A 20,091-nucleotide genomic window follows, 5' to 3' on the forward strand; every position below is an offset into this window, starting at 1 on the left:
CCGTCTTTATGTACGTCTATCGCATCATGTTGTTTCTGGTCTTCGGCGGCTACCTGCTCTCGCCCATGCTGATGAGCGGCTGGGCCACGCCGGGCATGGCCTGGTACCGACCGTTCGTTATCTGGGGCATCCTGATCGCGCTCTCCATGTGGCTGGAGCAGAAGAGAAAACTCGATGAGCACTAGCCTCGCTGGAGTCTTTACGCTGGGTGCCGGCTACCTGCTGCTGCTGTTCCTCTGCGCGCTAGCGGTAGAGCGCGGCTGGGTACCGACGCGCCTCGTGCGTCATCCGGCCGTCTACTCGCTGGCACTGGGTGTCTATGCGAGTGCCTGGGCGGTCTATGGCAGCGTCGAGCTGGCCACCGAGGTCGGTTATGGCTACCTGGCCTACTATCTGGGCGTCGCCGGCGCCTTTCTGCTGGTGCCGGTGCTGCTGGTGCCGATTCAGCGCATGACGCGCACCTACCAGTTGGCCTCGCTGGCCGATCTGTTCGCCTTTCGCTTTCGCAGCCGTTGGGTCGGCACGTTGATCACGCTGGTGACGTTGCTGTCGGTAATGCCCCTGCTGGCGCTACAGGTTCAGACCATGGGCGATGCCGTTCACCTGCTCACCGGTGCCGTCTCGCCGGCCCTGCTGGCGCTCGGTTTCTGCGTATTGATCGGCTTGTTGGCGATCCTGTTCGGCGCGCGCCACACCCACCTGCAAGCGCGTCATGACACCCTGCTGGCGGTGATCGCCCTGGAGTCGCTGGTCAAACTGGCGGTCATGCTGGCGCTCGGCGGTGTCGCGCTGTACGGCGTCTTCGATGGTCCCACCGACCTGCAGAGCTGGCTTAACGGGCCCGGCCTGGCAGCACAATCGTCGACGCTGCGTCTCGATCCCGGCCAGTGGCGCACCCTGCTGTTACTGTTCTTCGCCGCGGCGTTTCTGATGCCGCACATGTTCCATATGACCTTCACCGAAACGCCGTCACGCCGAGCACTGTTGCAGGCCAGTTGGAGCTTGCCGCTGTATCTGCTGCTGATGGCGCTGCCGGTGCCGCTGATCGTATGGGCCACTCAGCGCCTGGGAGTCGACGCTTCGGCGCTGGGCTCGGCCTACCTGGCTTTCGCTCTATCGGCCAATCCGTGGGTCGATGCACTGGTCTTCATCGCCGGCCTGGCCGCGGCCAGCGGCACCATGATCATCATCGCCATCGCCCTGGCCGGCATGGTGCTCAATCATCTGGTGCTGGTCGCCCGCCCGCCGGACAATCAGCCTGATCTCTACCGCTGGCTACTCTGGCTACGCCGGGCGCTGATCGTCGCGGTGATCCTCGGCGGCTGGCTGTTTTATCGCACCGTGGGCATCAAGCACGACCTCACCACCCTGGGACTGACCTCTTTCGTCGGCATGGCGCAGTGCCTGCCCGGCATGCTCGCAGTGCTGTACTGGCCCGGCGCCAATCGCAAGGGCATGCTCTGCGGCCTGGCCGCTGGCTGCGCGGTGTGGCTACTCGGTCTGTGGCTGCCGTTACTCACCGACCAGGCGCCGTTGGTGTTCATTCCACCGGGGCTCGAAGCGCTGGAGGATGAACCCGCCTGGTACGCAATCACCCTGGTTGCGTTGGCCGCCAACATCATCATCTTCATTACGGTATCGCTGATCACGCGCACCTCGGAGGGCGAGCGTGCAGCCGCCGAGGCCTGCTCGGTGGATGCGGTGATTCGCCCCAAACGCCTGCCGCTGGCGGCGCGCACCGGGGAGGATTTCAAGCCCTACCTGGCCGAAGCGCTCGGCCGCGAGGTCGCCGAACGCGAGGTCGATAATGCGCTGGCGGCGCTGGGGCTGTCGCCTCACGATGGTCGCCCTTACGCGCTGCGCCGGCTGCGCGATCGCATCCAGGCCAATCTGTCGGGGTTGATGGGCCCGTCGGTCGCCCAGGATATCGTCGATCGTTTCCTGCCCTATCAGTACGACGGCCTGGCCCCGACCGATGACATTCACTTCGTCGAGAGCCGCTTGGAAGCCTATCGCTCGCGACTCACCGGGCTGGCCCGTGAACTCGACGGCCTGCGCCGCTACCACCGCCGTACCCTGACGCAATTGCCGATCGGCCTGTGCGCCTTCGGTGACGACAGCGAACTGTTGATGTGGAACGATGCCCTAGCGCAACTCTCGGGCATCGAAGGCGACAGCGTCATCGGCGCGCGGCGCGACAGCCTGCCGGCGCCCTGGGCCGAGCTGCTGGGGCGTATCTTCGACGAGCCCGGCAGCTATCTTTACAAGCAGGCGGTGACATTGGAAAGCGGACTTCGCTACCTGACCCTGCACAAGGCGACGCTGGCCGCCGAGCAAGGCGAGCGCGGCGGCACGGTGATCCTGATCGAGGACCACAGCGAGATGAAGTGGCTCGAGGATGAACTGGTCCACTCCGAGCGGCTGGCCTCCATCGGCCGGCTGGCGGCCGGCGTCGCCCACGAGATCGGCAACCCGATCACCGGCATCTCGTCGCTGGCTCAGAATCTGCGCTACGATACCGACGACCCGCAACTGCTGGAAACCGCCGATCAGATTCAGCAACTGACTGAGCGCGTGTCGCGCATCGTCGGCTCGCTGGTCAGTTTCGCGCATGGCGGGCGCCATGTAGAGCAGACCCGACTCACTGCCGTGGAGCTATATCAGGTCGGCGAAGAGGCGTTGCACTTGATCCGCCTGGCCCGCTCGGGTCAGGATGTGGTTTACAGTAACCTTTGCCCCATGGGCCTACGGGTTCAGGGCGACGCCCAGCGACTGGTGCAGGTGCTGGTCAACCTGATTGGCAATGCCCGTGATGCCAGCCAGCCCGGCGATGAAATCGTCATCGAGGCCAAGCCACAGGGCAGCGGCGTGGAGTTGAGCGTCAGCGACGCCGGGCACGGCATCGATGCCTCGGTCCGCGACCATTTATTCGAACCCTTCTCCACCACCAAGCCCCCCGGAGAAGGAACCGGTCTCGGGTTGCCGCTGGTCTACAGCATCATCCGCGAGCATCATGGACACATCCAGATCGACTCACCCCCGCCAGGGCAACAACATGGCACCCGCATCGCGATGTGGCTGCCCAGACCACAAGAGGACGGCGAAGACCACGATGAGCCGGATTCTGATCGTTGAAGATGAAACCATTATTCGCACCGCGTTGCGTCGCCTGCTGGAGCGCCACGACCACCAGATCAGCGAGGCGGGAACGGTTGCCGAAGCCCTCGAGCTGGACCCGCAGCGCTTCGACCTGGTAATCAGCGACCTGCGCCTGCCCAACGATCCTGGCACGGCGCTGATCGACGCCGCGGCGCCGGTGCCGGTGCTGATCATGACCAGCTACGCCAGCATGCGCTCGGCGGTGGATGCCCTGAAACAGGGCGCCGTGGATTATATCGCCAAGCCATTCGATCACGACGAACTGCTCGATACCGTGGCCAAGGCGCTCAGCACCCACGCGCCCACGGCACTGCCCACCAACGCCAATAGCGTCGCGCCGCAGGAAATGATCGGCGAGTGCCCTGGCATGCAGGTGGTCTACAGCCGCATCCGCAAGACCGCGCCGGCGGACGTCACGGTGCTCATCCAGGGCGAATCAGGCACCGGCAAGGAACTGGTGGCCCGCGCCATTCATCGCCAGAGTCAGCGTGCACGCGCGCCACTGATCTGCGTCAATTGCGCGGCGATTCCCGAAACGCTGATCGAGTCCGAGCTGTTCGGCCATGAAAAAGGCGCCTTTACTGGCGCCAGCGCCGCCCGCACCGGTCTGGTCGAGGCCGCCGATGGCGGTACGCTGTTTCTCGATGAAATCGGCGAATTGCCGCTAGATGCCCAGGCACGCCTGTTGCGCGTGCTACAGGAAGGCGAGATCCGCAAGATCGGCTCGGTCGAGACGCGCCACGTCGATGTACGGTTGATCGCCGCCACGCATCGCGACTTGCATGGCATGTCGAAAAGCGGCGAGTTTCGTCTCGATCTGTATTACCGCCTCAATGTCATGCAGATCGATCTGCCACCGCTGCGCGAGCGCGAGGGTGACATCCTCAAGATCGCCGATGTGCTGCTCGAAGGCGCCTGCCGGCGTCATTCCCGTGATGGGCTCAAGCTCTCCCGCGCGGCGCGCCGTGATATTCGCGACTACCCGTGGCCCGGTAATGTCCGCGAGTTGGAGAATGCCCTCGAACGCGGGGTGATTCTTGCCGAGGGGCACCTGATCCACCCCGACGACCTGGGGCTCAGGCCTTCCACGGCCGTTACCCGGCCTGCCGCAGTCAGGCTGACCACGCCCTCCGTGTCCACGGAAAACGCCGAGAATAACGAGGAAGACCTGTCGCTGGAGGACTATTTCCAGCATTTCGTGCTCGAACACCAGGATCAGATGAGCGAAACCGAACTGGCCCAGAAGCTGGGTATCAGCCGCAAATGCCTGTGGGAGCGACGCCAGCGGCTAGGCATTCCGCGCAAGAAGAGCCCGCGCAGTCGCACTGCATAGCAGCAGCATTTGCGTCCACTCGACCATGGTATAAAGCGCAAAAGTCCATAGCGCGTTAAGCGTTTGCCGGCTTCACAACGCTAACTTGGGTCATTTGTTACCTTCTCACACAGCCTACACCCTGCAACATGCCGCTCGCGGTAACACATTGCCGAGAGGCCTATGCGACGCTGCGATCGCATCACAATAACTTATTAATTTCACAGAAAAAAAATAGAGGTGGCACATAGCCTGCAACTTCTATTGGCAAGAAAAACAACAACCGAACGTCATCGACGCGAACAACAACAAGAGCGCGAATCGATGGTGATGTTACCGGCGCACCAACAATAACAACGCTCCGGGCAAGGTTCGGTTTCTCTTGGCTTAACAACAACAATCGTCACGAGAGGCACGTCGATCACAACAAACACAACAGGATCGACTATCCGGTATCGGTAGATGTATCGGAACGCGACGCACCGCGAACGGGCTCAACAAGAACAACATCCCGTCAGAGGCGCGCCTTCGGCAATAAGAACAATAGGTCGAAGGAAGGCAGCAACCCTGCCGTCGTGGTTGGATTATTGTTTTGAATACGAGACGGTCGCCACCAGGAAGACCAACAACAATAAGAATACTGCTTGCCTGATGAGTCCGATTGGTGACTGTGGTGCGTATTCAAGGCGATGCGCCATCACGAAGAAGAATCATCAGCACGGATGCTGAACGACTGCTTCAGGGGAGACCGACAGGTCTCCCCTTTCTACGTTTGGCACCTATGCATTGGCCCTTTGCCTGGCAGTGCTTTGCAAGGCATCCGGGCTCGGCTACACTGGCCACCCGCACACTGCGAGTCGATATCGCGGCATGTTCAAAGGATTTACCCGCTTTCTCCAACGTCCCGGTGAACGTTTGAAGACCCTGTTCGGCAACAATGAAGGCTCTGGCGATGCGCTGCCCGGGCTACGCATCATTCCCCGAGATGAGCACAGCATTTCGCGTCGGTCGTTCAGCGACGGCGCGCTGAAGGTGCTCTACCGACTGCACAATGCCGGCTTTGATGCCTACCTGGTCGGTGGTTGCCTACGCGATGCGCTACTGGGCAGGATACCCAAGGATTTCGACGTCGCCACCAACGCAACCCCGGAAGAACTGCGCGACCTGTTTCGCAATTCGCGCATCATCGGGCGGCGCTTTCGTATCGTGCATGTGCGCTTCGGCCGCGAAATCATCGAAGTCACCACCTTTCGCGGACGCCCCGGTGACGATCATGGCGAGCATCTGGCGCAACAGTCTGAGCACGGCCTGCTACTGCGCGATAACGTCTGGGGCAACATCGAGGAAGATGCCCTGCGACGTGATTTCACCGTCAACGCACTCTACTACAATATCGCCGACTTCTCGCTGCACGACTGGGCAAATGGGGTCCGCGATATCGAAAGCCGCACCCTGCGGTTGATCGGCGACCCCGCCACCCGCTATCGCGAAGACCCGGTGCGCATGCTGCGTGCCGTACGATTCGCCGCCAAGCTGGACTTCACCATCGCCCCGGCCAGCGAAGCGCCGATTGCCGAGTTGGCGCCATTGCTGCTGCAAATTCCGCCGGCGCGGCTGTTCGAGGAAGTCCTCAAGCTATTTCTGTGCGGTGACGCCGTGGCGACATTCCATCGGCTGCGCGACTATGGTCTGTTCGCCATGCTGTTCCCCGAGGCGCAGGAAGCCATGGATGAACTGCCCTGGGCCGAGCCGCTGTTCCTTGAAGCATTGACCAGCACCGACACGCGGATACGCCAGGAACGCCCGGTCACTCCGGCGTTCCTGTTTGCCGCGTTACTCTGGCCCGGCGTTCACCTGCGTACCCAGAAGCTGCTGGCCGACGGCATGCCACCGATCCCCGCGCAACAGACCGCTGCGCAACAGGCGGTGTCACGGCAGTTACAGCATATCTCGATTCCCAAGCGCTTCAGCCTGCCGATGCGCGATATCTGGGATTTACAGCAGCGCCTGCCCAAGCGTCGCGGCAAACGCGCCTTCCTGACCCGCGAGCATCCGCGCTTTCGTGCCGCCTACGATTTTCTGCTGCTACGCGAGGCCGCCGGTGAGATTCCACCGGGCCTGGGCGACTGGTGGACCGCCTTTCAGGAGGGCGACGAGCACCAGCAACGCCGTTTGCTAGGCAAGGTGGACGCCGACCCGGCCAGCACCTCCGAGGGTCGCAAGCGTCGCCCCCGCAAGCGCCGACGCAGCAAGGGGCCGAATCAAGCATCGCACAACGAGTCGAATGACTGACTTCGAGCATCGCGCCTATATCGGCCTGGGCAGCAACCTCGATGGCCCGCAACGGCGTATCGAGCAGGCCTTGGCGGCGCTCGATGGTTTGCCGCTGACTCGCCTGACAACGCATTCACCGCTCTACGCCAGCAAGCCAGTCGGCCCTCAGGATCAGCCCGATTTCGTCAATGTGGTGGCCCTGCTGGCAACGCACCTGTCACCGCTGGCGCTACTCGACCAGTTACAGGCATTGGAGCAAGCTCAGCGACGCTTGCGCGAGCGTCACTGGGGGCCTCGAACACTGGACCTGGACCTACTGTTGTTCGACGATCGTCACCTCGACTTGCCACGCCTGCGCGTACCTCATCCGGCCATGTGCGAGCGCGCCTTCGTGTTGGTTCCGCTAGCCGACATCGCCCCGCAAGAACGGATCGATGGCAAGCGTATCGACTGGCTGGCGTCGCGTCTCGAGCATACGGGGTTACGTTGTTTGTCACCCGAAAGGTAGGGTTGCAGGTTTTTTGTTACCGTTTCACACTTCCGTCATGCTTCGGTAACAGTTAAAAGTAACACCACGCCAACCCGGCGCCTTCTTGAGCCGCTATGTAAAGACGAGATCGCAAGCCCATGAAAACCGTCACTCTGAGCACGCTGCAGGCCAGCAAACGCGCCGGTGAAACGTTCAGTTGCCTGACCGCCTACGACGCCTCCTTCGCGCATGTCGCCAGCCAGGCCGGTATCGAGGTATTGCTGGTCGGTGATTCGCTGGGCATGGTCCTGCAGGGCCACGCCAGCACCCTGCCGGTGACGCTCGACGACATCTGCTATCACACCCGTAGCGTGGCCCGCGCCAAGGGTACGAGCCTATTGATGGCCGACCTGCCGTTCATGAGCAACGCGAGTCAGGAGCGCTTGCTGCAGGATGCCGGCGCGCTGATGCGCGCCGGTGCCGAGATGATCAAGATAGAAGGTGAGGCATGGCTAGCCGATGGCATTCGCGAGCTGACCCGGCGCGGCGTACCGGTTTGTGCACATATGGGTCTGACGCCCCAGACAGTATATCAATTGGGCGGGTACAAGGTGCAGGGGCGTGACGCCGTGCGCGCCGAGCAAATGATCGCCGACGCTCATGAGCTGGTCGCGGCCGGCGCCTCGGTAATTCTACTCGAATGCGTGCCGGCGAGCCTGGGCCGCGCCATGCGCGAGGCGCTCGACGTACCGGTGATCGGTATCGGCGCCGGCCCCGATGTCGACGGCCAGATTCTGGTCATGCATGATGTGCTAGGCGTGAGCCTCGGGCGCACCCCGCGCTTCGTCAAGAATTTTCTCGCCGAGGCCGACTCCATCGAGAATGCCTTCCGCGCCTATCATGAAGCGGTCAAGGCACGTCACTTCCCGGCCGCCGAGCATAGCTTCTGATGCGTACCCTGAGCGATATCGCCGAGTTGCGCCAGGCGCTCGGACAGGCCCGCCGCCAAGGCCAGCGTATCGGCCTGGTGCCGACCATGGGTAATCTGCACCCAGGCCATATTGCCCTGGTCGAGGCGGCTCGTGCCCGTACCGACGTGGTCGTCGCGAGCATCTTCGTCAACCCGCTGCAGTTCGGCGCGGGCGAGGATCTCGATGCCTACCCGCGCACGCTGGCCGATGACCAGGCCAAACTCGCGGCCGCCGGCTGCGACCTGTTGTTCACCCCCACCAGCACGACACTTTATCCACAAGGACTCGAGGCGCAGACCCGCGTGCATGTGCCGGTGGTTTCCGAGGGTCTGTGTGGCGCCAGCCGTCCGGGCCACTTCGATGGTGTCGCGACGGTGGTGGCCATGCTGTTCAATCTGTTCCAGCCGGACCTGGCCTGTTTCGGCGAAAAGGACCGCCAGCAGTTGGCGGTGATCCGCAAGCTGACCGCCGACCTGCATTTCCCGATCGACATCGTCGGCGTACCCATCGTGCGTGCCGACGATGGCCTGGCCCTGTCATCGCGCAATGGCTATCTCGACGCGCGCCAGCGCGCCCAGGCCCCGGCGCTGTATCGCAACCTGTGTCAGGCACGCGACGCCCTGCAAGCCGGCGAACCCCACGACACGGTATTGCGCGACACGCTGGCCCGGCTCAGCGCTGGCGGCCTGGCTCCCGACTATCTCGAGCTACGCCGCGCTGACGATCTGAGCCCGGTCACCGACGCTACCCGTGACGCCGTGTTGCTTGCCGCCGTGCATCTCGGCCCGGCGCGCCTGATCGACAATCTCACGGTCTCGCTGCCACGTTGAAGCGCGGCACGCCCACAAAACAGAGGACTAACATGTACACCGTCATGCTCAAAGCCAAGCTGCACATGGCCCGCGTCACCCATGCCGTGCTCAATTACGAGGGATCCTGCGCCATCGATGGCGAACTGCTCGACATGGCCGGCATTCGCGAGAACGAGCAGATACAGATCTACAACGTCGAGAACGGCCAACGCTTCACTACCTATGCCATTCGCGGCGAAGAGGGCTCACGCCTGATCTCGGTGAATGGCGCCGCCGCGCACCTGGCCAATGTCGCCGATCGGGTGATCATCTGCAGCTACGGCCACTACAGCGCGGCCGAGCTGGACGCTCACCAGCCGGCGCTGATCTATCTCAAGGAAGCCAACGTGGTCAGTCACACCAGCCACGCCATCCCCGTGCAGGTAGCCTGAGCATGCTCGGCAATACCACGCATTAGCGATTGCCGCAGCGCACAAAAGTCTCCTATGCTGTAGGCAGTCGTCTATTCCCTGCCAAGGAGTCTCGCATGCAAGATGTGGTCATCGTCGCGGCACGCCGCACCGCTATCGGTACCTTCGGCGGTGCGCTCGCCAGCCTGCCCGCCACCGAGTTGGGCGCCCGGGTCATCAAGGATATCCTCGCCGGCACCGGCGTTGCCCCCGATCAGGTCGATGAAGTCCTGCTCGGCCAGGTGCTGACCGCCGGCTGCGGTCAGAACCCGGCCCGCCAGGCATCGATTCTCGCCGGCCTGCCCGACACGGTACCGGCCATGACCATCAACAAGGTCTGCGGCTCGGGGCTCAAGGCGCTGCACCTGGCGACTCAGGCAATTCGCTGCGGCGATGCCGAGTTGATCCTCGCCGGTGGCCAGGAAAACATGTCGCTGTCGCCCCACGTACTGCCCAACTCCCGCACCGGCCAGCGCATGGGCGACTGGAAGGCCATCGACACCATGGTCCACGACGGGCTATGGGACGCCTTCAATCATTATCATATGGGCATCACCGCCGAGAATCTGGCCGAGAAGTACGGCATTACCCGCGAGCAGATGGATGAATTCGCTGCGGCTTCGCAGCGCAACGCCGTCGCCGCCATCGAGTCGGGTCGCTTCAAGAGCCAGATCGTGCCGATCGAGATACCGCAGCGCAAGGGCGACCCGGTGGTTTTCGATACCGACGAAGGCCCGCGTGCCGGCACCACCGCCGAAAAGCTCGCCGCCATGAAGCCAGCCTTCAAGAAGGACGGCAGCATTACCGCCGGCAATGCGTCGTCGCTCAACGATGGGGCGGCGGTGGCCATGCTGTGCTCTGAGGCCAAGGCCCGCGAACTGGGTCTGGAGCCGCTGGCGCGCATCAAGGCCTACGCCAACGCCGGTGTCGACCCGGCCATCATGGGCATAGGCCCCGCCCCGGCCACTCGCCGCTGCCTGGAAAAAGCCGGCTGGACGCTCGACGATCTCGACCTGGTCGAAGCCAACGAAGCGTTCGCCGCTCAGGCGCTGTCGGTCAACAAGGAGTTGGGCTGGGACATGGCCAAGGTGAACCCCAATGGCGGCGCCATCGCGCTGGGGCACCCCATCGGCGCCTCCGGCTGCCGCGTGCTGGTCAGCCTGCTGCACGAGATGATCGCCCGCGACGCTAGGAAGGGGCTGGCGACACTATGCATCGGCGGCGGACAGGGGGTCGCTTTGGCCATAGAGCGGTGACTTCATCAACTGTTGGTGAGTCGCCCGCCACGCGATGACGGTAATTTCACAACGTAAAAGAAAACAGTGTTTTGTAAGTTCCAGAGGGTAGGTTGAACTTTTCCTCCTGATAATTTTCCATTTTACGGCGCCCATGGCGCCGTTATTTTTGTCATTGTCGCAGGAATGGATACATGCTGTTCTCGATTCAAGCGCTACGCGCCTTCGCTGCATGGATTGTCGTTTTTCATCACTTCATTCAAGTCTTCTTCAACTTCGAAACCCACAACACATTCGAGTATTTGCTTGCGACGCGCGGCCAGGTGGGTGTGGATATCTTTTTTATCCTGAGTGGTTTCGTCATCTATGTCTCTACCGCCACGCGCGAGCCATCGACAGGAGAATTCTTGCTGCATCGCGCGGCGCGCATCGTCCCAGCCTACTGGGTACATACGCTGGTTACCGCTGCCATCATCTTCACCACCAGCGATGTGATGCCCGTCTACCAGACCGACCTACCGAGCCTGTTGTTATCGTTAGCCTTCATTCCCAACGAGACTCCCGCCGGCTACGGCTACTACCCAACCCTTCCTGTCGGCTGGACTCTCAACTTCGAGATGCTGTTCTATCTAGTATTCGCCCTGTCGCTGTTGGTCAAACACCGCCTGCGCCTATGGCTGGTCGCATTCATCCTGATCGTCATCAATGGTTGGCTGGCTCATCGTCCGATACTCAGCGAGTTCTATGCCAATCCGATTCTCTATGAATTTCTTCTCGGGACTGGTGTAGCCGTCGTCTATCGCCGTGGCTGGTTGTCCCGAGGGGGTATGATGCCAGCTATCCTGGCAGTTGCCGCCTTCGTGGTACTGATGCAGTTCGATAACCCTCAGGGGCCACTTCGCTTCGTTGCCTGGGGCCTGCCCAGCGCCGTATTGATCGCCGCCTGCATTGCCTTGGAGCCCCACTTCAATGGCAACCACGCGTGCAAGCTGCTAGGCGACTGGTCCTACTCGACCTATCTTGTACACGTCATCGTGTTGTGGACGGCCCACTATGCACTCGGTGAAGCCCTTGGGCTTGCTCCTTATCTCGTCCTGGCCTTATGCCTACCGTTAATTGGCTTGTTATCGTGGTTCAGTTACGAGTACCTCGAAAAGCGTTTATCGCGACACATCAAACGCCGCTTGACCGCCCTCGCCTAGGTCAAGCAATTCTCTTTGCAAGCCCGCTGGCGTATGAACGCAAGAACCCCGTCTCTCGACGGGGTTCTCGATGATACAAGCCGGTGCTACGCAGCGGTCACTCAGCCAGCTCGGCCTCGAACGCGGCCTTCTCCTCGGCGGTGATTTCCTTGATGGTGAGCTTCACGCGGTTACGGTTGTCGATATCGAGAACCTTGACCGTCGCCTCATCGCCCTCGTTGAGGAAATCACGCACGTCGTTGACCCGCTCGGAGACGATCTGCGAGATGTGTACCAGGCCATCGGTGCCGGGCATGATATTGACGAAAGCGCCGAAGTCGGCGATCCGCACGACCTTGCCGCGATACAGCTTGCCGATCTCGGCTTCGGCGGTGATGCCGAGCACGGTATCGATAGCACGCTTGGCCGCGGCCTTGTCCTCGGCGTAGATACGCACGGTGCCGTCGTCGTCGAGATCGATGGAGGCGCCGGTGTCTTCGCAGATCTTGCGGATGGTCGCGCCGCCCTTGCCGATCACGTCGCGGATCTTGTCCGGGGCGATCTTGATGGTGGCCATCGAGGGCGCGTTCTCGGAGACGTCCTCACGGCTCTGCGCGATCACCTGATTCATCTGTGCGAGGATGCTCTGGCGAGCCTCATGGGCCTGCTGTAGCGCGGTCTCCATGATCTCTTCGTTGATGCCCTCGATCTTGATGTCCATCTGCAGCGCGGTAACACCTTCGGCACTGCCGGCGACCTTGAAGTCCATGTCGCCGAGATGATCCTCGTCACCGAGGATATCGGTCAGCACGGCGAATCTGTCGTCGTTCTTGACCAGACCCATGGCGATACCCGCCACCGGCGCCTTGAGCGGCACACCGGCATCCATCAGCGCCAGGGAGGTACCGCACACCGAAGCCATCGAGCTCGAGCCGTTGGATTCGGTGATCTCGGAGACCACGCGGATGGTGTAGGGGAACGCCTCATCGCTGGGCAACATGGCCTGGATGCCGCGCCGCGCCAGACGGCCGTGACCAATCTCGCGGCGCTTGGGGCCACCCATGAAACCGGCCTCGCCCACGCAGTACGGCGGAAAATTGTAGTGCAACAGGAAGCGGTCCTTGCGCTCGCCTTCCAGCGATTCGATCAACTGCGCATCGCGCAGGGTGCCCAGCGTGGCGATGACGATGGCCTGGGTCTCGCCGCGCGTGAACACCGCGGAGCCATGGGTCTTGGGCAGCACGCCGATTTCGATATCGAGCGGACGCACGGTCTTGTGATCGCGGCCGTCGATACGCGGCTCGCCGTCGATCACCCGGCTGCGTACCACGCGCTTCTCGAGGCCGGCGAAGGCACCAGCGATTTCGTCGGCACTGAACGCGGTATTATCGCCGCTCGCCAACTGCTCGACGGCCTCGGCCTTGAGTGCGGCGATCGCATCCTGGCGGGCCATCTTGTCGGTGATGCGATAAGCGTCGCCGACCTTGGCCTCGAAGCCACTGGCCAGGGCGTCCTTGAGCGCGGAGTTTTCCGCCGCCGGTTGCCAGTCCCACTTGGTTTTACCGGCTTCGGCGACCAACTCGTTGATCGCGCCGATCACTACCTGCATTTCCTGGTGACCATAGAGCACCGCGCCGAGCATCTCGTCTTCGAGTAGCTCCTTGGCCTCGGACTCGACCATCAGTACCGCTTTCTCGGTACCGGCAACCACCATGTCGAGCTCGGAATCGACGAGCTCCTCGACGCTGGGGTTGAGGAAGTAACCACGTTCCTCGGTGAACGCCACGCGGGCGGCGCTGATCGGACCGCTGAAGGGAACGCCGGAAATCGCCAGCGCCGCCGAGGTGCCGATCATCGCGGCAATGTCGGGGTTCTGATTGCGATCGGCAGACAACACGTTACAGATGACCTGGACTTCGTTCATGAAGCCCTTGGGGAACAGCGGACGGATCGGCCGGTCGATGAGCCGCGACGTGAGGGTTTCCTTCTCGGTCGGACGCCCTTCGCGCTTGAAGAAGCCACCGGGAATCTTGCCGACCGCATAGGTCTTTTCCTGGTAGTGAACGGAAAGCGGGAAAAAGTCCTGGCCCGGCTTGGGTTCCTTTCTGGCAACCACGGTACATAGCACCACGGTGTCGTCCATGGTGACCTGCACGGCGCCAGTGGCTTGACGGGCGATACGCCCGGTTTCGAGAGTGACGGTGCTTTGACCGTACTGGAATGTTTTCTTGACCGGATTCACGATGACTTCCTTCGCCTATTTAGGTTCGCTTGCAATTCGTTTGTACTCGGCGGCCATGATAGAAGGTACCGCTAGACAATAAAAGAACAAGCAACCCCGAGGGGTTGCTTGTTCCAGGATCCTGCGGTAGCAGGCCTTGTAAAACCAGAGCAGGCCCTGCAAAACCAGGCCATGAAAACCGAGTCTTGCACGACCGCACGCCGGATTAGCGACGCAGGCCCAGACGCTGGATCAGCGACTGATAGCGTTCGAAATCCTTGCGCTTCAGGTAGTCGAGCAGCTTGCGGCGCTGGTTGACCATGCGGATCAGGCCACGACGCGAGTGGTGATCCTGCTTGTTGGTCTTGAAGTGAGACTGCAGGCCGTCGATATTGGCGGTCAGCAGGGCCACCTGAACTTCGGGGGAGCCGGTGTCGTTGTCGCCACGACCGTATTCGGTGACGATTTCGGACTTCTTCTCAGCGGTGAGTGCCATCTATGTCTCCAGTAAGCAATATGCCTGAATGATGAATGTCGGGGACCACGCATATTTGCAGTCCCACGTTCACCGCTCCCGTCGAGCGGTGAAGGTCGCACGCCACACTAGTGAGTGGAGGCGACCAGGCGGCGCGGGGCGATGACCCCCGCCGCAATGACCGTGACCAGGCCCAGAAAGACCCCGTCACGATACAGTCGGGCCGGGCTGTCCTCGGACAGCCCGGCGGTATCCGTTAGTGCCTGCTGGCCCTGCAACAGCCGACCGGCGCTCATATCGTCGACTTCGAAACACGGCAGATGTGCGACCAGCACGTCCGCCGGCAGCAGCGCCGCCTCGCGTTCGGCCTGACCGCCACGCGCTTCGAGCGCTTCCAGGGTCAGCATGGCGTCGTCCGCGAAGGGCCCGGTTCTGAGCCGCCGCAACGCGGTGATATGCGCACCGCACTCGAGCGCCTGGCCAATGTCCTCGGCCAGGGTACGAATATAGGTCCCCTTGCTGCAGGTAACCTCGAGTTCGAAACCCGCCTCGTCGCGCCCGAGAAGCCGCGTATCATAAACCGTCACGCGGCGTGGCGCACGCTCAATCGTCTTGCCCTCACGGGCCAATTGATAGAGCGGTCGTCCTCGATGCTTCAAGGCCGAGTACATCGGCGGTACCTGCTCGATGTCACCGCGAAAGCGTGCTAGCACGCTTTCGATCTCGTCGTCATCGAAGGACTTCACCGCGCGGCGCTCGATCACCTCGCCCTCGGCATCGCCGGTCGCGGTGATCTCGCCCAACCGCACACGCGTGCGGTAGACCTTATCGGCCTCGAGAAGGTGCGACGAAAACTTGGTCGCCTCTCCCAGACACACCGGCAACAGGCCGGTAGCCATGGGGTCCAGGGTGCCGGTATGTCCGGCCTTCTGCGCCTGCAATAACCGCCTGGCGCGTTGCAGGGCATGATTGCTCGACATGCCTTGCGGCTTGTCGAGCAGCAATACCCCATCGACCGGCAGACCGCGACGCCGTCGCGCCATTAACGTTCATCTCCGGACGATGTACTCTCATCGCCTTCGTTGCGTTCGCGGTCGGCTTCGACGGCCTGATCGATCAGCGACGACAGCTTGTGCCCACGCGATACGCTCTCGTCGTAGTGAAAGCGCAGCTCCGGCACATGACGCAGTTTGATCCGCCGTGCGATCTGGCTACGCAGGAAACCGGAGGCGCGCTTGAGCACCGCCAGATTCTCCTTGATACGCGCCGGGTCGTCGTCACCCAACAGCGTGATATACGCATCGGCATAACCCAGGTCGCGACTGACATTCACGCCGCTGACGGTCACCATGCCCAGGCGCGGATCCTTGACCTCGCGCTGGATGAGCACCGCCAACTCCTGCTGGAGCTGGTCGGCGACCCGGTCGGTACGCTTGAACTCGCGCATCCGTGACTCTCCTTCGATGCCTTACAGGCTGCGCTCGACCTTGATCTGGTCGAAGACCTCGATCTTGTCGCCGACCTGGACATCGTTGTAGTTCTTGACGCCGATACCGCACTCCATGCCGTTACGCACTTCGTTGACGTCATCCTTGAAGCGGCGCAGCGATTCGAGCTCGCCCTCGTAGATGACCACGTTGTCACGCAGTACACGGATCCGCTTGTTACGATGCACGTTGCCCTCGACGACCATACAGCCGGCCACCGCGCCGATCTTCGGCGCCTTGAAGACATCGCGCACTTCGGCGATACCGACGATCTGTTCCTTCCATTCCGGCGCCAGCATGCCGCTCATGGCCTGCTTGACCTCGTCGATCAGCTGGTAGATGACGCTGTAGTAGCGCAGATCCAGCCCTTCACGCTCGACGATCTCGCGCGCGGCGACATCGGCGCGGACGTTGAAACCGACCACGATGGCATCCGACGCCAGCGCCAGGTTGGCATCGGTGCCGGTGATACCACCGACCCCGGAAGACACCACGGCAACTTCGACCTCGCCGGTGGACAATTCTTCGAGCGCGCCGCGAATGGCTTCCAGTGAGCCCTGCACGTCGGCCTTGAGGACGATATTGACCTTGGCCACTTCGTCCTTGCCCATCTGGCTGAACATGTTCTCGAGCTTGGCTTTCTGCTGGCGCGCCAGACGCACTTCGCGGTACTTGCCCTGGCGGAAATTGGCGATCTCGCGAGCCTTCTTCTCGTCGGCGAGGACCATGAAGTCCTCGCCGGCCTCGGGAGTACCATCAAGGCCCTGGATTTCCACCGGCATCGAGGGACCGACTTCCTCGACCTGCTGGCCGAGTTCGTTGGTCAGCGCCCGCACGCGGCCGTAATGCAGGCCGGCGAGGACGATATCGCCACGCCGCAGCGTGCCGTTCTGAACCAGCACGGTGGCTACCGGACCACGCCCCTTGTCGAGACGCGACTCGACCACCACGCCCTTGCCCGGGGCATCCGGCACGGCCTTGAGTTCGAGCACTTCGGAGACCAGCAGCACCGCTTCGAGCAGCGCATCGATGCCTTCGCCGGTCTTGGCCGAGACGTGCACGAACTGGGTGTCGCCACCCCATTCCTCGGAGATCACACCGTGCTGCGACAGCTCGTTCTTGACCCGATCGGGGTCGGCGCCCTGCTTGTCGATCTTGTTGACCGCGACCACCAGCGGTACCTCGGCGGCCTTGGCGTGCTCGACGGCCTCGATGGTCTGCGGCATGACGCCATCGTCGGCCGCGACCACCAGGATGACCACGTCGGTGGCCTGGGCGCCGCGCGCACGCATGGCGGTAAACGCCGCATGGCCCGGCGTATCGAGGAAGGTCACGCCACCGTGCTCGTCCTCGACGTGATAGGCGCCGATATGCTGGGTGATGCCACCGGCCTCCCCGGTCGCCACCTTGGTGCGACGGATGAAGTCGAGCAGCGAGGTCTTGCCGTGGTCGACGTGACCCATCACCGTGACGACCGGCGAGCGGGTGATCTCGTCGCCTTCGTAGGAGATGCCTTCCAGCACCGCGGTCTCCAGCGCATCGTCCTTGACCAGCTTGGGCGTGTGGCCCATTTCCTCGACGACGATCGCCGCAGTGTCCTGGTCGATGGTCTGGTTGATGGTCACCGCCGCGCCCATGGTGAACATGGCCTTGATGACCTCATTGGCCTTGATCGCCATCTTGTCGGCCAGATCGGCGATGCTGATCGACTCGGGGATCGCCACTTCGCGCACGATCGGCTGCGTCGGCTTCTGGAAGGCGTGCTGACCGCCGCTCTCGCGTCCACCACGACGGGTGCCGCGACGCTCGGCGCGCTTGACCTTCTTGCCACCACGGCGCCGCTCGCTGCGCTCTTCGCGATCCTCGTTGCGGCTCGGCTCGTGACGTCCCTTCTTGGCCGCCGCCTTCTTGGGCGCGCGGCGGCTGTCGCTACGCGGCTCCTTGGGCGGCGCATTGACCTCGGGCTCGGCCGGAGCGTCGTCGCTGCTCACCTGTGGCTCGGTCGGAATATCGACTGCCGGCTGGGGCTGCTTGGCCCCGGCCGGTGCCGGCTCCGTGGCATCCGCCTTGGCGGTTTCCTGTTTAGCCGCTTCGGCGGCCTCAGCCGCCTTGGCGTCGCTCTCTGCCTGGGCACGTGCCTGAGTGGCATTGGCCATGTCGCCGACCAACTGACGTGGTCCCTGATCGGCCGCTTCCGGCTGCACCTCGGGGGCTTCGTCTTCGGCACGCTTGACGTAGGTACGCTTCTTGCGCACCGAGACCTCGATGGTCTTGCCACGCCCATCGCCGGAACGAATCCGGCTCTTGGTCTGGCGCGTCAGGGTGACCCGATTCTTGGGCCCGCGTCCGCCGCCATGGCTTTTGGTGAGGTGATCGAGCAGACGCTGCTTGTCCTCCTCGGAAACCGCATCGGCTTCGGCCTTGTGCGGAAGACCCGCGTCTTTCATCTGTTCCAGTAGACGAGACGTATCACGCCCTACCTTGACTGCGAAATCTTTAACCGTCATTTCTGACATTATGACCCTCCTGAGCCCGTGACCTAGTTACTCTTCGCTCGCGAACCAGGGCGCACGGGCGGTCATGATCAGTGCCGCGGCGCGCTCTTCGTTGACGTCCTCGATGTCCCTGAGATCATCGATGGCCTGCTCGGCAAGATCTTCCATGGTGACGATGCCACGACTGGCCAGGATAAAGGCCAGGTGACGGTCCATGCCGTCCATTTCGAGGAGATCGTCGGCGGGTTGAGCGCCGTCCAGCTCCTCCTCGGAGGCGATTGCCAAATTCAAAAGCTCGTCCTTGGCGCGTGCGCGCAACTCTTCTACCAGGTCTTCGTCGAATTCTTCGATTTCCAGCATTTCCTCGAGCGGCACATAGGCCAACTCCTCGAGTGAGGTGAAGCCCTCATCGACCAGTATTCTGGCCACTTCCTCGTCGATTTCGAGGTGGTTGATGAAGTGCTCTACCAGGCTGTCGATCTCTTGATCGCGCTTGCCCTCGGCTTCGTCCTCGGTCATCACGTTGAGCGCCCAGCCGGTCAATTCACTGGCGAGTCGCACGTTCTGGCCGCTGCGGCCGATGGCCTGGGCGAGATTGTCCTCGGCGACGGCGACATCCATGGAATGGGCATCTTCGTCGACGAGAATGGAAGCGACATCGGCCGGCGCCATGGCGTTGATCACCAATTGCGCGGGGTTGTCGTCCCACAAAATGATGTCCACGCGCTCGTTACCCAGCTCGTTGGACACCGCTTGCACACGCGACCCGCGCATGCCGACGCAGGCGCCGACGGGGTCGATGCGCTTGTCATTGGTCTTGACCGCGATCTTGGCCCGCGAACCCGGGTCGCGGGCCGCGCCCTTGATCTCGATCAGCTGTTCGGCGATTTCAGGCACTTCGATCTTGAACAGCTCGATGATCAGCTCGGGACGCGTACGGGTCAGGATCAGTTGCGAACCCCGCGCCTCGGGGTCGACCTTCCACAACAGCGCCCGCACGCGCTCGTTCATGCGATAGCGCTCGCCGGGAATCATGTCGCCACGCGGCAGGAAGCCCTCGGCATTGTCGCCGAGATCGATGATCAGACCCTCGCGTGTCGTTTTCTTGACGATACCCGCGACCAGTTCGCCCTCGCGCTCGGCGTATTGGCGCACGATCTCGGCGCGCTCGGCCTCGCGCACCTTCTGCACGATGACCTGCTTGGCGGTCTGCGCAGCGATGCGCCCGAAGGCGGCGTTCTCGATATGTTCCTCGACCACGTCGCCCAATGTCAGCGGTGGATCGCGCTGCTCGGCGAACGACTGCTTGATCTCGGCATCGGGGTTTTCGAACTCATCGTCTTCGACCACCACCCAGCGGCGAAACGTTTCGTAGTCGCCAGTGGCGCGATCGATCTTGACCTGTACACTCGCTTCCTGACCCTCGAAGCGCTTGCGCGACGCACTGGCCAGCGCCGCCTCGACGGCACCGAAAATCACATCACGGGGCACGCCCTTTTCGTTCGAGATCGCGTCAACGACCATCAGAATCTCTTTGCTCATGCCTTAGCC

Annotated in this window: 16 protein-coding genes; 10 read left to right on the plus strand and 6 right to left on the minus strand. The window is 62.4% G+C overall.

Annotated elements, in window-relative coordinates:
- Positions 1–8: 8 nt before the first annotated feature.
- The 10 genes from BLR92_RS19765 (at position 9) to BLR92_RS13425 (ending at position 11,883) form a co-directional block, all read left to right on the plus strand.
- Positions 9–185 carry a hypothetical protein gene (locus BLR92_RS19765; protein WP_175488814.1) on the plus strand — a complete coding sequence of 59 codons (177 nt, stop codon included), beginning with the start codon at positions 9–11 and terminating at the stop codon, positions 183–185.
- Positions 175–3,135 carry an ATP-binding protein gene (locus BLR92_RS13385; protein WP_089729411.1) on the plus strand — a complete coding sequence of 987 codons (2,961 nt, stop codon included), beginning with the start codon at positions 175–177 and terminating at the stop codon, positions 3,133–3,135. The genes BLR92_RS19765 and BLR92_RS13385 overlap by 11 nt, the downstream gene beginning before the upstream one ends.
- A complete protein-coding gene (locus BLR92_RS13390; protein WP_089729413.1) occupies positions 3,113–4,492 on the plus strand; it encodes a sigma-54-dependent transcriptional regulator in 1,380 nt (459 codons plus the stop codon). The genes BLR92_RS13385 and BLR92_RS13390 overlap by 23 nt, the downstream gene beginning before the upstream one ends.
- 849 nt (positions 4,493–5,341) lie before the next feature.
- Positions 5,342–6,763: a polynucleotide adenylyltransferase PcnB gene (pcnB, locus tag BLR92_RS13395; protein WP_089729415.1), complete on the plus strand. Its 1,422-nt coding sequence runs from the start codon at positions 5,342–5,344 to the stop codon at positions 6,761–6,763.
- A complete protein-coding gene (gene folK / locus BLR92_RS13400; protein WP_089729417.1) occupies positions 6,756–7,253 on the plus strand; it encodes a 2-amino-4-hydroxy-6-hydroxymethyldihydropteridine diphosphokinase in 498 nt (165 codons plus the stop codon). Before pcnB ends, folK begins: the two co-directional genes overlap by 8 nt.
- Before the next feature lie 119 nt (positions 7,254–7,372).
- Positions 7,373–8,164, plus strand: a complete 792-nt coding sequence (panB, locus tag BLR92_RS13405) for a 3-methyl-2-oxobutanoate hydroxymethyltransferase (RefSeq protein WP_089729419.1) — start codon at positions 7,373–7,375, stop codon at positions 8,162–8,164.
- Positions 8,164–9,015 carry a pantoate--beta-alanine ligase gene (gene panC, locus BLR92_RS13410; protein WP_089729422.1) on the plus strand — a complete coding sequence of 284 codons (852 nt, stop codon included), beginning with the start codon at positions 8,164–8,166 and terminating at the stop codon, positions 9,013–9,015. The genes panB and panC overlap by 1 nt, the downstream gene beginning before the upstream one ends.
- Before the next feature lie 32 nt (positions 9,016–9,047).
- Positions 9,048–9,428, plus strand: coding sequence for an aspartate 1-decarboxylase (gene panD, locus BLR92_RS13415; protein WP_089729424.1), 381 nt, complete (start codon positions 9,048–9,050; stop codon positions 9,426–9,428).
- 95 nt (positions 9,429–9,523) lie between these two features.
- Complete coding sequence (locus tag BLR92_RS13420) at positions 9,524–10,702, plus strand: acetyl-CoA C-acetyltransferase (protein ID WP_089729426.1); 1,179 nt, start codon at positions 9,524–9,526, stop codon at positions 10,700–10,702.
- A 173-nt stretch (positions 10,703–10,875) separates the two neighbouring features.
- Complete coding sequence (locus tag BLR92_RS13425) at positions 10,876–11,883, plus strand: acyltransferase family protein (RefSeq protein WP_089729427.1); 1,008 nt, start codon at positions 10,876–10,878, stop codon at positions 11,881–11,883.
- 97 nt (positions 11,884–11,980) lie between these two features.
- On the opposite strand, the gene pnp is transcribed toward BLR92_RS13425, so the two are convergent.
- The 6 genes from pnp to nusA form a co-directional block, all read right to left on the minus strand.
- Positions 11,981–14,104 (minus strand): polyribonucleotide nucleotidyltransferase, encoded by a 2,124-nt coding sequence (gene pnp / locus BLR92_RS13430; protein WP_089729430.1) that lies wholly within the window; start codon positions 14,102–14,104, stop codon positions 11,981–11,983.
- A gap of 205 nt (positions 14,105–14,309) precedes the next feature.
- A complete protein-coding gene (gene rpsO / locus BLR92_RS13435) occupies positions 14,310–14,579 on the minus strand; it encodes a 30S ribosomal protein S15 (RefSeq protein ID WP_089729432.1) in 270 nt (89 codons plus the stop codon).
- Between the two features lie 107 nt (positions 14,580–14,686).
- The gene (gene truB / locus BLR92_RS13440) at positions 14,687–15,601 is read right to left on the minus strand and encodes a tRNA pseudouridine(55) synthase TruB (protein WP_089729434.1); all 915 of its coding nucleotides are present in this window, start codon (positions 15,599–15,601) and stop codon (positions 14,687–14,689) included.
- Positions 15,601–16,005, minus strand: a complete 405-nt coding sequence (rbfA, locus tag BLR92_RS13445) for a 30S ribosome-binding factor RbfA (RefSeq protein WP_089729436.1) — start codon at positions 16,003–16,005, stop codon at positions 15,601–15,603. The genes truB and rbfA overlap by 1 nt, the downstream gene beginning before the upstream one ends.
- A 21-nt stretch (positions 16,006–16,026) precedes the next feature.
- Positions 16,027–18,561 carry a translation initiation factor IF-2 gene (gene infB / locus BLR92_RS13450; protein WP_089729438.1) on the minus strand — a complete coding sequence of 845 codons (2,535 nt, stop codon included), beginning with the start codon at positions 18,559–18,561 and terminating at the stop codon, positions 16,027–16,029.
- Between the two features lie 27 nt (positions 18,562–18,588).
- A complete protein-coding gene (gene nusA / locus BLR92_RS13455; RefSeq protein ID WP_089729439.1) occupies positions 18,589–20,082 on the minus strand; it encodes a transcription termination factor NusA in 1,494 nt (497 codons plus the stop codon).
- Positions 20,083–20,091 lie beyond the last annotated feature (9 nt).

This window comes from Modicisalibacter muralis, from assembly GCF_900102945.1.
Taxonomy (GTDB): Bacteria; Pseudomonadota; Gammaproteobacteria; order Pseudomonadales; family Halomonadaceae; genus Modicisalibacter; species Modicisalibacter muralis.